Origin of the sequence: Nocardioides alkalitolerans (assembly GCA_038184435.1) — a bacterium.
Taxonomy (GTDB): domain Bacteria; phylum Actinomycetota; class Actinomycetes; order Propionibacteriales; family Nocardioidaceae; genus Nocardioides; species Nocardioides alkalitolerans_A.
Genome location: CP116227.1, coordinates 3,034,834 through 3,047,036, shown reverse-complemented (window position 1 = coordinate 3,047,036; position 12,203 = coordinate 3,034,834). Strand labels below are relative to the sequence as shown.

Here is a 12,203-nt window from a genome sequence, read left to right as displayed (position 1 = left end):
GTCAGCACGCGCAGTGGCCGTCGGACCCCCCGGCGGGCGCGTGGCCCCCGGAGCGCTTCGTCAGGTCGGGTACGTCGAGGGTGGGGTTGCGGTCGAAGAAGCCGTGCGGCTTGAGCTTGAAGCCCGTGTAGTCGACCGGCATGATCGGCCAGTCCTCGGGCCGCACGAAGTGGGTCAGCCCGAAGGTGTGCCACACGACGAGGTCCTCGCCGTCGACGGACAGGTCGCCCGCGGCGTACGCCGGCAGCCCGTCGCCGCCCGGGTTCTGGTTGACGGTGTAGCCGGACGGCCACAGCTGGTCGCGGTCGTAGTGGGTCACCCACAGGTGGTGGCGGGCGAACTCGGCGCGGCGGGAGATGGAGGAGCCCTCGTCGGCGAGCAGCGTCGGGTGGCCCTCGGGCAGCAGCACGTAGCCCGTCGGCCGCCCCAACCGGTTGGTGCGCTCGTCGCTGCCGACGACCCACACGCGGTTGCGCTCGGACGCCGCGCGGCGCTTCGCGCCCTGCTCCGTCGCCAGACGGGTCGTGGTGCGCCCGATCGCGTTGCCCCACGGGTTGTCGGGGCCGGTGGGCACGGTGACGGCGTCGTGCTCGTCGACGTGGTTGCGCACCCCGTCGACGGTGAAGTCGAGCCGCGCCGAGAACAGGTGCTGGTGGACGGGCGCGCCGACGCCGGGGGCCAGCTCGGCGAAGTAGGGGTCGACGCCGTCGTACCCCGACGGGAAGGGGATGCCGGTCGCCTTGACCTCCAGCTCGATGGTGCCGTCGAGGTAGAGCGACCAGTAGAAGCCGTAGTCGTAGTTGCCGACCGTGCCGAAGAACGACATCACCAGGCGACGCTGCCGGCGGGTCTCGTTGGTGCCGTTGAAGATGTCGTTGTGCTTCCAGAGGATCCCGTAGTCCTCCTCGTGGATGCAGATCGCGTTGCGGATGGTGACCGGTTCGCAGAAGTCGTCGACCACGACGGCATCGACGTAGGTGATGTCGCCGAGGCAGTCGCAGCCGAGCTCGAGGGAGTTGGCGAGGCGGCCGAACTGGTACTCGCCGATGTCGAAGTAGTTCTGCCAGCCGTGGGTCGGACCCGGATCGCCGTAGTTGACGACCATCTCGCCGACCGACGCCCGGTAGAGGATCGGGCGCAGCTCGCCCGCGTCGGTGTAGGACAGCTGGTGGAGGGTGAGTCCCTCGCGGCCGTTGAAGCCCAGCCGCACCTGCCAGTTCTGCCACGACAGCACGCCGTCGGCGAGCGTGAAGGACACGCCCTCGGGCTGCGTGATGGAGATGGGCTTGAGGTCCTCGCGCTCCGGGCCGCGGAGTGCCGGGTCGAGGTAGTTCGCCGACTCCTCGGGGGTGTGCTCGACGTGGGTCTCGACGATGCGGAGGATCGTGCGGTGGGTGACGTCGACGTGGGCGATGACGCCGCCGATCGGGTGTCCCCACGCGAAGTCCGTCGGGCTGGGCTGGAAGAACGAGAGCACGCGGTAGACCCGCGAGCCGACCTCGTCGTCGTACCCGAACACGCCCGCCGACAGGGGCACGGGCCGCACCTTGTCGAGGTCGGTGACCCCGCGCCGGGCGATGGCCGCGACCCACTCCGGGTCGTTCTTCACGATGCTGCCGACGATCTCGTAGTCCTCGTCGAGGCAGGGGCCGAGGCCGACCTCCGCCGCATCCAGCGGCTCCAGGGACGCCACGCGGTCGGCCGTGAGGTCGACGACCACGGCGCTGAGCGCCATGTCCTGCTCGTCGCTGAGCAGGAGGCTCACCTCGCGGGCCGGTGCCGGCTGCCCCGGCGACCAGGCGAGCACCTCGGCCTTGTCGGGCTCCCGGAGCATCACGTAGGCCGCCCGGGTCGACGGCGTCATCAGACCGGCGTCGTCGAGGATCCGGCGCGTCGCGCGCACCTCGTCGGCGGCCAGCGGGGCGAGGGGGTGCCGGACGTCGGTGGCCGGATCCGTGTCGGAGGAGGGGACGGAGGCGTCCGCGCGGTCGGCGGTCGTGGTCATGGTGAGGTCTCCAGGGTCGGGAGCAGGGGATCAGGAGCGGAGGACGGCGGCGCGCCGGGCACCGGCGACCCCGAGGGCGAACACGACGGGGACCGAGCCGAGCAGCAGCGCGACGGTCAGCGAGCTCCCGCCGGTCAGCACGCCGAAGTTGCGCACCACCATGGCGAGGACGACGGCCATGAGGGCAGCGGCGGCGATGGGGGCCACGAGCGTGCTGACGGGGTTCTCCTCGACGGGCTCCCGCCGGAAGAAGGCGACCGCCGAGACGGAGGTGAGCAGGTAGAGCACGACGAGGGCGGCGACCGCGAGCCCGCTGAACCAGCTGAACACGTCGGCGATCGGGTCGAGCCCGGCCAGGGTCACGACCACCACGAGCGCTGCGGCCAGCACGGTCTGCGCCAGGGAGGCGTTCGCCGGGGCGCGGTGCTTGTTGGTGCGCTCGAGCACGGCGGGCAGCAGGCCGCGTCCGGCGAGGGCGTGGAAGTAGCGCGTGATCATGTTGTGGAACGCCAGCACGCCCGCGAACAGCGAGGTCACGAGGAGCACGTCGGCCGCGGCGCCCGCCCAGCTCCCGAGCACGTCGTTGATCGGGTTGAGCGCGAAGAGCGCCGCGTCGGTGCCGAGCGCCTCCAGCGCGGCTCCCTGGGCGTCGGCCGCTCCGTAGTAGCTCACGACGGCCCAGCTGGTGCCCGCGAGGAAGACGGCGATTACGACCACGGCAATGTAGGTCGCGCGCGGCACGGTGCGGCGGGGGTCGCGCGCCTCGGCGGAGTAGATGGCGGTGGACTCGAAGCCGAACATGCAGGCGACCGCGAACATCACGGCGACGCCGGGGGCGCCGGCCATGACGGCGGACGGCGAGAAGCTGGCGGCGACGTCGAAGGAGCCGATGCCCCGGGTCGCGACCAGCACCAGGGCGAAGGCGGTGAGGATCGCGATCTCGAGGCCCACCAGCACGGCGAGCACCTTGGCGCCCAGCTCGACCTGGCGGCTGCCGAGCCCCCAGACGAGCGCGATCGCGACCAGGGCCCACAGCCACCAGGGCGACGAGAAGCCGAAGTGACGACCGAGCAGGTTGCCGAGGCTGGCGCCCATGAGCGCGTACATCGCGAGCTGCACCGCGCTGTAGGACAGCAGCCCCACGAGGGTGCCGCCCGCGCTGGCCCGTTCGCCGAGCCCGGCCCGGATCAGCGCGTAGAACCCGCCGCGACTGTCGACGTGGCGGGTCATGGTGGTGAAGCCGACCGAGAACAGGAGGATCACGGCGCCGACCGCGACATAGGCCCCGGGCAGGCCCGGACCGTTCCCCAGAGCGACGGCGACGCCAGCGGCGCCGACGATGCTGGTGAGGGGGGCTTGGGCGGACAGGACGATGAACAGGATGCTCGGCACGCCGAAAGCGTCGCGCTTGAGCTGCGTCTGGGGAGCCAGGGCGGACTGGCTCGCTGAGGTGTCGGTCATTCCGGGGCTCCTCGAGGAGGGCGGGGACGGTGGCGGACCCGAGAGGGGTGACAACGGCGGCACCGGGTGTGAGGTGCACCACCGTCCCCCCGCCGCACAAAACTTGTCAAGCGCCAAGTTCGTAGGAAATCCCGTAGGGACCCGAGGTGGTTCACCGCCCGGCTTCCGTGCTCCGATGGGCCGCGTCCACTCCCTGCCCGCCCCCGACGGAGGTCGCCGTGCCCCAGCAGTCCCCCACCCAGGACGTCCACCTCGCCACCGGCCGCGCCGCCGAGGAGCTCGCCGCCGCGGTGCGGCGCCTCGGGCTCGGTCGCCTGCTCCTCGTCGCCGGTTCGCGCCGGCTCGTCGACGAGCTCACCGCCGGCCTGCCGGTCGCCGCCTGCTTCCACGACGTGGCGATGCACGTGCCCGCCGGGGTCGTCGACCGGGCCGAGGCCCTGGCGCTCCGGCGCTCCGTCGACGGCATCGTCTGCATCGGCGGCGGCTCCGCGACGGGCCTCGCCAAGGCCGTGGCGGTGCGCACCGGGCTGCCGATCGTGGCGGTGCCCACGACGTACGCCGGCTCGGAGGCCACCCCCGTCTGGGGCATCACCGACGCCGGGGGCAAGCACACGGCCAGCGACCCGCGCGCGCTGCCGCGCACCGTGGTGTACGACGCGGCCCTGACCCTCACGCTGCCCGCCGCCTACGGCGTGGCCTCGGGCCTCAACGCCCTCGCCCACTGCGTCGACAGCCTGTGGGCCCCCCGCGCGACGCCGGAGACCACGACGCGGGCGCTCGAGGGTGCCGCCCTCCTCGCCCGGACCCTGCCGCGCGTCGCGGAGGACGGCACCGACCTGCCGGCCCGCGAGGACCTGCTGCGGGCCACGCACCTCGCGGGTGCCGTGTTCGCCGACGCCGGCTCGGGCCTGCACCACAAGATCTGCCACGTGCTGGGCGGGCTCCTCGACCTGCCCCACGCGGAGACCCACGCGGCGGTGCTGCCGCACGTGCTCGCGTTCAACGCGCCCGCGGTGCCCGAGCTGGACGCTCGCCTGGCGACCGCGCTCGCGGGCGGCGTCCCGGGGGGCTCGACCACGCGCCGTGCCCTCGACGAGCTGGAGGCGCTCTATGCCCGGCTCCGCCCGACGCGCGCGCTGCGCGACCTCGGGATGCCGGCGGACGCCGTGCCCGCCGTCGTCGAGGCCGTGCTGGCGAGCGGGCTCACGGGCAACCCCGTCCCGCTGACCGCCGCGCGGCTCGACGGGCTGCTGCGGGCCGCCTGGGGCGCCCCCGCGTAGGGAGAACCCTCAGCCCCGGCGGAGAAAGTCTCGATGTCGCGGCGCTCGACCGGCTCCTAGCGTCGGGGCATGACCACCTCGCTCACGACCCAGCAGGTCGAGTTCCGCGGCGCGATGAGCCAGCTCTCCGCGGCCGTCAACGTGGTGACGTCCGACGGCCCCGGAGGGCGGGTCGGCCTGACCATCAGCGCGGTCTGCTCCGTCACGGACCGCCCGCCCACGCTCCTGGTGTGCGTCAACCAGTCGAGCTACACCCACGACGTGTTCCGGCAGAACCGGGCCGTGTGCATCAACGTGCTCGGCGCGGGCCACGAGGACGTCGCCCTCGACTTCGCCGGTGCCACCGGCGCCACGATGGACGAACGCTTCGCCCGCAACGGCTGGTCGGAGCACCGGGGACAGCCCGTGCTCGCCGACGCGGCCGCGTCCATCATCGGCCGGGTCGTCAGCGAGACCGTGCACGGCTCCCACACGGTGATGTTCGTCGAGGTCGACGAGATCCTGCGCAGCGAGACCAGCGGCGGGCTCGTCTACTACCAGCGGACCTTCCACCCGCTCCCCACGTGAGTCCCCCGCACGTACGACGAGGGCGCCGGACCGCTGGGTCCGGCGCCCTCGTCGTGTGCGGGGCTCACTCCGTCAGCAGCACCGACGTCGACGGGTAGGCCTCGGCGAACTCCTGCGGCAGGGGCGCCACGAACACGTTCTCGGTGCGCGTGCGGGTGATCTTCCAGGTGCCGTCCGCGGTGCGGCGGAAGGTGTTGTTGAGGCGGCTGGAGCGGAGCAGCGAGCGGCCGTCGGAGAACAGCCAGGGCTGCATGTGGATCCACAGGCCGCGGGCGGTGTCGCCGTCGACCTCGATGTGCTCGGACGTCAGGTAGTGCGCGTTGAGCAGCAGCGCGGGGTCCTGCTTCTCGCCCCAGAAGCCCTGGAAGTGCCTGCGGATGGCGTCGGCGCCGACGGCCCTGCCGAACTGGTTGTCGTAGTACTCCCCGACGCCCTCCCAGACCGCGTCCTCGGTGTAGAGCTCCATGATCAGGTCGATGCGGTGCTGGTCGTCCCGCACGCCCGGCTCCGGGCACGGGGTGTCGCACAGGAACATGTAGCGGGCCTGCACGCGGCGTACCGCGGCCTCGGCCTCGAGCACGTCGACGCGCTCCTGCAGGGAGCGCAGCAGCGCCTCGGTCGACGGGGTGGTCGGGGTGGTGGTCACGGTCGGTCCTCTCGGTGGGTGGGGGCGAGCACGATGTCGAAGCGCGCGCGGCTCCAGGTGCTGTCGACGGCACGGCCGTCGGGGGTCGGCGTGCCGGCGGGCTGGGGCGTGAAGTCGGTGACGAGCGACTCCTTGACGCCGAAGACGGAGTCGGAGGCGAGGTGGGCGTCGCCGCGCACGAAGATGTGGGTCACGAGGCGCCGCAGGCCGGGCGCCGTGACCATGAAGTGCAGGTGGGAGGCGCGCATCGGGGTGCGCCCCGTCGCGGCGAGCAGCTCGCCGACGGGTCCGTCGGCGGGGATGGGGTACGGCGTCGGGGTGACGCCCCAGAAGGCGTAGCGGCCGTTCTCGTCGGTGAACAGGTGGGCCCGGGCGGCGGTGCGACCGTCGCCGTACTGGACGTCGTAGAACCCGTCCTCGTCGGCCTCCCAGACCTCGAGGCGTGCCCCGGGCACGGGGCGGCCGGTGGTGTCGGTGACGGTGCCCTCGACCCAGCACGGCTCGCCGGACGCGCCGAACGAGATGTCGCCGCCGTGCGGGACCTCCGGCGCGCCGTCGACGAAGAACGGGCCGAAGACCGTCGCCTCCGTCGCCCCGGCCTCCGCCGTGTCGTTGACCGTGATGGTCTGCATGGAGGCGCCGAGCACGTCGGAGAGCAGGATGAACTCCTGCCGCTCGTCGTCGGTGATGTGGCCGCAGCGGGTGAGGAAGTCGATGGCGGCGCCCCACTCCTCCTCACGGAGGCGCACGTCGCGCACGAAGGCGTGGAGGTGGCGCACCAGGGAGGTCATCACGGTGCGCAGGCGGTCGTCCGGGCAGCCGGAGAAGGAGTCGACCACGCGTTGCGTGAGCTCCTCCTCCCGCGCGGCGGACGGGTCGGCGGTGGTCGTCATCGGGGTCCTTCCCGGTGGTGGTGGCATGCGGAGGACCGGCACGCGGGCTCGTCGCGGCGTGCCGGGGGACGGGCCGGACCCGTCGTCGGTGGGGGGGTAGGGAGCGGGTCTAGAAGGGGACCTGGTGCTGCAGCACGTCGCGCACCAGGGCGCCGAGGCTGTCGGCCTCGGTCTTGGCCTTGATGCGGGCGCGGTGCACGTCCACGGTCTTGACGCTCATGCCCAGCTCGCGGGCGATGAGCTGGCTCGGGAGGCCGTCGATGACGAGGCGGAGCACGTCGCGCTCGCGGGGCGTCAGCGGCTCGAGTCGCACGGCGACGTCGCGGCGCGACGCCCGGGCGGCGAAGCGTTCCTCCGCCTCGACGAGGTTCTCCTGCACGACGTCGATCATCTGCTGGGGGTCGTAGGGCTTCTCGAGGAAGTGCACCGCCCCGCCGCGCAGGGCACGCACCGACATCGCGATGTCGCCGTGGGCGGAGCAGAAGACGACCGGCGCCGGGTAGCCGTCGGCGAGCAGGCGCTCGAGCAGCTGGAAGCCGTTCATCGTCGGCATGCGCACGTCGACGATGAGCACGGCGGGCTCCTCGGGGTCGTGCTCGTCGAGGAAGGACGCCGCGTCGGGGTAGGTCAGCGCCTGGAGCCCGATCGACTCGAGCAGGAAGACGAGCGAGCGGCGCAGGTCTTCGTCGTCGTCGACGATGTGGACCACGACGGACGTCATCGCGCGCCGCCTCGGGCCGGTTCGGGGTGGGCGGGACGGGCGTGCGCCTGAACGACGGACTCCACGCCGCCGGCGGTCGCGAGCAGCCGCTCCTCGCGACCGGGGGCGCCCACCGCCTGCAGGCCCAGCGGTAGGCCCTCGGCGCTGCGCAGGCCGGGGATCCCGACCGTCGGCAGCCCGAGCACCTGCCAGGGGCGGCTGAGGACGGGGTCGCCGGTGGCACGGAGCCCGGCGGGCGCGGGGCCCAGGGCGGCCGGGCCGATGACCGCGTCGTACGTCGCGAGCAGGTCCAGCAGGTCCCTCCGGTGCCGGTCGGCCGCGGCAAGGGCGGCGAGGTGCTCCTCGTCGTGCAGGCCGGCACCGCGGCGCAGGAGCGCCGCGAGCGGTTCGCTCAGGCGGTCGGTCGCCGCGACCTCGGCCGGGCGCTCACGGGCGGCCTCGAAGGCCATCACCGTGAGGTGGGCCGCGACGAGCTCGCGGTCGCGGTCGCCGGCGTGCAGCGCGTCGACCTCGACGCCGCGCTCGGTGAGGAGGTGTGCCACGCGGTCCACCGCGGCGGTCATCTCGACGTCGACGTCGCCGATGCCGTGCGGGTGCCACAGCAGCACCCGCCGCGGCAGGGCGGGGACCGGGGGGCCGTCAGGCCGGCCGTCGAGGGCGGCGAAGGCGTGGGCGAGGTCGGCGACCGTGGCGGTGAAGACGCCATGGGCGTCGAGCGTCGGGCTGAGGCCGACGACGCCGCGGGTGGGGAACCGCCCGGGGGTCATGACGAGCGAGGCGACGCCGCAGTACGCCGCGGGCCGGGTCACCGAGCCCGCCGTCTGCGCGCCGATGGCGACGGGCACCTGCCCGGACGCGACCGCTGCTGCGGACCCGCTCGACGAGCCGCCGGGCGTGTGGCCGAGGCGGGCGGGGTTGCGGGTCGGGCCGGGGGAGAAGTAGGCGAACTCGGTCGTGACGGTCTTGCCGACGGGGACGGCGCCGGCCTTGCGCCACGCGGCGACGATCGCGGCGTCCTCGGTGGCGGGCGGGGCGTCCGCCCGCAGGGCCGAGCCGCAGCGCGTCGGCACCCCGGCGAGGTCGACGACGTCCTTGACGCCGAGGGGAGCGCCGGCGAGGGGGCCGGCGGGCTCGGGCTCGGTGACGGGCGTGCGCTCCACCCAGGCCAGCACCTGGGGATCGACCTCGCGGTAGCGCTGCTCGGCCCGCGCGCGGGACGCCGCAGGATCGCCCGCGGCCAGGTGGTCGCGCAGCGACCAGGGTCGCCACGCGCCGAGAGCGTCGTGCTCGTTCACGCGTCGGCCCCGGTGGGATCGGCCCAGGCGGCGTCGGCGACCCAGTAGTCCATGCCGCTCGCGCTCACGTCGTGGCGCCAGTCGGAGGTGCGGCGGAGCAGCGGCTCCACGCGGGCGGTCACGTCGTCGGCGACCTCGGGACCGTCGCCCGGCACCTGCCAGTGGACCCAGTTGAGCTCCCGGCCCTCCTCGTCGTGCGTGAAGAGGTCGACGTGACGCCAGCCGTAGCCGTGCGTGTCGTTGTAGCAGGTCAGCGTCATCTTGCGGGTCTCGGTCACGGTGAGGGCCTCCGATGCCGGGTGCGTCACGGTCGCGTCCGCCGGCTGAGGTGCGGGCGGGCCAGTGAGCAGCGATGCTAGGGAAGGTTCTCAGCCGGTCGTATCACTGATTCCCCGGCCCACCTGTAGGGATTTCTTTAGTCTGACGCCCCGCGGCGGTCGTGACCAGGGCTCCGCCCCCTCACCGCGGCGGCGCCGTCCGCGGCAGCCGTACGGCGAAGCGCGAGCCCCCGTCGGGACTCCGCTCGGCCCAGATGGTGCCGTGCTGGCGCGTGACGATGCGGTAGCTGAGGGCGAGGCCGATGCCGCTGCCGTGCTCCTTCGAGGTGAAGGACTCCTCGAACGGGTCGCGCGTCAGCCCGGGCCCGGCGTCGTCCACGGTGAGGAGGCCCGAGCCGCCCTCGTCGCGCGTCGTGATGGTGAGCCGGCGCTGCGCGGGCGGCACCCCGGCGAGCGCGTCGACGGCGTTGAAGCAGAGGTTGAGCAGGACCTGGCCGGTCAGCACCCGCTCGCAGCGCACGTGCACCGGCGCGGGGGCGAGGTCGAGCCGCACCTCGACGCCGGCGTCCGCGGCCCGGAGCTGCACGAAGTGGAGGCACTCGTCGACGATCTCGTTGAGGTCCTCCTCGCGCTCGATCTGCTCGAGGTGGCCGACGAACGACCGCAGCGCGTTGACGATCGCCCGGGCGCGCTCGATCTGCGTCGTGGCGCTCGCGATGCCGTAGGCGACCGGGTCTTCCTGCGGCGTGGCCGCGGGCGCGCCCGCAGCCCTCGCCCGGGCGGCGGCGCCGGCGAGGAAGTTGTACGCCGCGGCGAGCGGCTGCCCCAGCTCGTGCGCGATGGCCATCGCCATGTCGCCCATCGCGTTGTAGCGCGCCAGGTAGTTCTCCTGGTGCAGCTCCCGCTGGCGGCGCAGCTGGCCGTGCACCCGGTCGGAGACGTCGTGCAGGATCATGAGGAAGCCGTCCTGCTCGTCGCCGCCCTGCACCGCCTCGAGCGTGCCCTCGAGCCACGCCCGCTCGCCGCCCGGCCGCGTGACGTCGAGCTGCACGTGGGTCACGGGAACGGCCGCGGCCGCCGCCTCGACCCAGCCGACCGGGCTGTCGGTGGTGCCCCCCACCGTGATCCGGGCCAGCTCCTCGATCCGGCCCGGCTCCCGCTCGGCCGGTGCCCCGAGCGCCGCGAGCGCCGTGTCCGTCGCGAACCGCACGACGCCGTCGGGATCGAGCATGACGGCGATCGTGGACGTGTGCTGGGCCAGGGACTCGACGTACGACGTGGTGAGCCGCAGCTGGCGCTCGATCGCCTGCTCGCGCTCGATGTCGCGGAAGTGCACGAGGAGGGCGGGGCCCTGGTCGAGCTCCACGCGCACGGCGACGGCCTCCGTCGGGATCACACGCCCGTCGCGGGTGCGGTAGTGCCACTCGATGCGGTTGACGCCGGTCTCGGCGGCGACCTGGAGCCAGGCGCGGCCGAGGACGCGGTCGTACTGCTGCGCCGAGCTGCTCATGTCGGAGGCCGTCAGCGGGCGGAGCTCGGTGACGCTCCAGCCGAGCAGTTCGCTGGCCGCCGGGTTGGCCCACAGGATGCGTTTCGTCTCCGCGTCGTGCAGCAGCAGGCAGGTGTTCGTCGCCATCGCCAGCGAGCGGAAGTCGCCCAGGGTGAGCTCGGGGGCCTGCGGGTCGACGACCATCCGCCCACGGTAAGCGCTGGCGGAGGGTCGACAGGAGCCGCTGAGGGATTCCCCTAGGCGAGGCCGGTCATTCCCAATGTCGCCGGGCCGGGTGACGTTCCTAACGTCGTTCTCGTCGTCCGGCCCTCCGGACGGCGGATCCCACGGCCGACGACGGCCGCCTCGACCGCAGGGAGATGACCATGACCCTCACCGCAGCCCGACCCACCGCCACGTGGGACACCGTGCTCGCGGAGCTGGCCGAGCGCCGGGGCGAGTTCCACGCGCAGTCCTACGTGCCGCGCGACTTCGTCGCCCGCCTCAAGGAGCTCGGCATCTACCGGGCCTCGGCGCCCCAGCAGTTCGGTGGCGAGCCGGTCCCGCCGGCCGAGTTCCTCCAGATGATCGAGCGCATCGCGGCGGTCGACGGCTCGACCGGCTGGGTCGCCACCTTCGGGTCGGCGCTGACCTACCTCGGCAGCCTCCCCCTCGAGACGCAGGCAGAGATCTACCGCGACGGCCCGGACGTGGCCTACGCCGGCGGGCTCTTCCCGGTCCACCCCGTGAAGGAGACCGCCGACGGCTACATCGTCAACGGCCGGTGGAAGTTCGCGAGCGGCTGCATGGGCGCCGACTGGATCGGCGTCGGCATCCCCGGTGACGAGTCGAGCGGCGGCAAGCCGCGGGCCGTGGTGCTGCGCCCCGAGCAGGTCCGGATCATCCAGGAGTGGGACGTCACGGGGCTGAAGGCCTCCGGGTCGTTCGACGTCGTGGTGGAGGACGTCGAGGTGCCGCGCGAGTGGACCTTCGTGCGCGGCGGCGCCTCCCACATCGACGAGCCCCTGCACCGCTACCCCGCGATCGGCTACCAGGCCCAGGTCTTCGCCGCCGTCGCCCTCGGTGTCGCCGGGGCCGCGCTGGAGTACGTGCGCGAGGCCGGGTCCCGCACCGGCATCACCGGCGCTCCGCCGCTCGCCACCCGGGCCTACTACCGCACGCAGTTCGCGCACGCGACCGCCGCGCTGCGCTCCGCCCGCGCCTGGTTCCTCGAGGTCGCCGACCAGGTCTGGCAGACGGTCCTCGCCGGGGACGAGGTGTCCCCGGAGCAGCACGCCGACATCCGCGTCTCGGCGGCCCACATGGCCGACGTCGCGGCGCGGGTCGTCGCCGACCTCTGCGCCATCTCGGGCTCGGCGACCTCCAACAACCAGCACCCGCTCCAGGTCATGCGCCAGGACGTGAGCGTCCCGCAGCTGCACGCCTTCCTCGGGCAGTCCTGGTACGACGCGGGCGGCTCCGTGCTGCTCGGCCAGCCCCCGACCGTCCCCGGCTTCGCCTGAGCCCGACCGAGCCCCGACCGAGCCGCCCCCTCCGAGGAGACCCCG

11 protein-coding genes are annotated in these 12,203 nt (G+C 73.6%); 3 read left to right on the top strand and 8 right to left on the bottom strand.

Features of this window, described 5'->3' with window-relative positions:
• Position 1: 1 nt before the first annotated feature.
• A complete protein-coding gene (locus PIR53_14560) occupies positions 2-2,005 on the bottom strand; it encodes a primary-amine oxidase (GenBank protein ID WZH51233.1) in 2,004 nt (667 codons plus the stop codon).
• A gap of 30 nt (positions 2,006-2,035) precedes the next feature.
• Positions 2,036-3,466, bottom strand: a complete 1,431-nt coding sequence (locus tag PIR53_14555) for an APC family permease (protein ID WZH51232.1) — start codon at positions 3,464-3,466, stop codon at positions 2,036-2,038.
• Between the two features lie 218 nt (positions 3,467-3,684).
• Between PIR53_14555 and PIR53_14550 the strand changes: the two genes are divergently transcribed.
• Together PIR53_14550 and PIR53_14545 are read left to right on the top strand one after the other, a co-directional pair.
• Complete coding sequence (locus tag PIR53_14550; GenBank protein ID WZH51231.1) at positions 3,685-4,746, top strand: maleylacetate reductase; 1,062 nt, start codon at positions 3,685-3,687, stop codon at positions 4,744-4,746.
• Between the two features lie 69 nt (positions 4,747-4,815).
• Entirely contained in the window at positions 4,816-5,313 is a 498-nt protein-coding gene (locus PIR53_14545; GenBank protein ID WZH51230.1) for a flavin reductase, read from the top strand.
• A 64-nt stretch (positions 5,314-5,377) separates the two neighbouring features.
• On the opposite strand, the gene PIR53_14540 is transcribed toward PIR53_14545, so the two are convergent.
• The 6 genes from PIR53_14540 to PIR53_14515 form a co-directional block, all read right to left on the bottom strand.
• The gene (locus PIR53_14540) at positions 5,378-5,959 is read right to left on the bottom strand and encodes a nuclear transport factor 2 family protein (protein WZH51229.1); all 582 of its coding nucleotides are present in this window, start codon (positions 5,957-5,959) and stop codon (positions 5,378-5,380) included.
• The gene (locus PIR53_14535) at positions 5,956-6,852 is read right to left on the bottom strand and encodes a dioxygenase (GenBank protein WZH51228.1); all 897 of its coding nucleotides are present in this window, start codon (positions 6,850-6,852) and stop codon (positions 5,956-5,958) included. The genes PIR53_14540 and PIR53_14535 overlap by 4 nt, the downstream gene beginning before the upstream one ends.
• Before the next feature lie 109 nt (positions 6,853-6,961).
• On the bottom strand, positions 6,962-7,573 hold the full coding sequence (locus PIR53_14530; GenBank protein ID WZH51227.1) for a response regulator: 612 nt from the start codon (positions 7,571-7,573) through the stop codon (positions 6,962-6,964).
• Positions 7,570-8,868 carry an amidase gene (locus tag PIR53_14525; protein ID WZH51226.1) on the bottom strand — a complete coding sequence of 433 codons (1,299 nt, stop codon included), beginning with the start codon at positions 8,866-8,868 and terminating at the stop codon, positions 7,570-7,572. The genes PIR53_14530 and PIR53_14525 overlap by 4 nt, the downstream gene beginning before the upstream one ends.
• Positions 8,865-9,146, bottom strand: coding sequence for a hypothetical protein (locus PIR53_14520; GenBank protein WZH51225.1), 282 nt, complete (start codon positions 9,144-9,146; stop codon positions 8,865-8,867). The genes PIR53_14525 and PIR53_14520 overlap by 4 nt, the downstream gene beginning before the upstream one ends.
• A gap of 181 nt (positions 9,147-9,327) precedes the next feature.
• On the bottom strand, positions 9,328-10,839 hold the full coding sequence (locus PIR53_14515) for a PAS domain S-box protein (GenBank protein WZH51224.1): 1,512 nt from the start codon (positions 10,837-10,839) through the stop codon (positions 9,328-9,330).
• Between the two features lie 182 nt (positions 10,840-11,021).
• Between PIR53_14515 and PIR53_14510 the strand changes: the two genes are divergently transcribed.
• Positions 11,022-12,158, top strand: coding sequence for an acyl-CoA dehydrogenase family protein (locus PIR53_14510; GenBank protein WZH51223.1), 1,137 nt, complete (start codon positions 11,022-11,024; stop codon positions 12,156-12,158).
• Positions 12,159-12,203: the final 45 nt, after the last annotated feature.

Bases quoted from the DNA above. Each gene is read 5' to 3' on its own strand.
- PIR53_14560 (WZH51233.1), bottom strand. From the start codon at position 2,005: ATGACCACGACCGCCGACCGCGCGGACGCCTCCGTCCCCTCCTCCGAC.
- PIR53_14555 (WZH51232.1), bottom strand. From the start codon at position 3,466: ATGACCGACACCTCAGCGAGCCAGTCCGCCCTGGCTCCCCAGACGCAG.
- PIR53_14545 (WZH51230.1), top strand. From the start codon at position 4,816: ATGACCACCTCGCTCACGACCCAGCAGGTCGAGTTCCGCGGCGCGATG.
- PIR53_14535 (WZH51228.1), bottom strand. From the start codon at position 6,852: ATGACGACCACCGCCGACCCGTCCGCCGCGCGGGAGGAGGAGCTCACG.
- PIR53_14530 (WZH51227.1), bottom strand. From the start codon at position 7,573: ATGACGTCCGTCGTGGTCCACATCGTCGACGACGACGAAGACCTGCGC.
- PIR53_14515 (WZH51224.1), bottom strand. From the start codon at position 10,839: ATGGTCGTCGACCCGCAGGCCCCCGAGCTCACCCTGGGCGACTTCCGC.
- PIR53_14510 (WZH51223.1), top strand. From the start codon at position 11,022: ATGACCCTCACCGCAGCCCGACCCACCGCCACGTGGGACACCGTGCTC.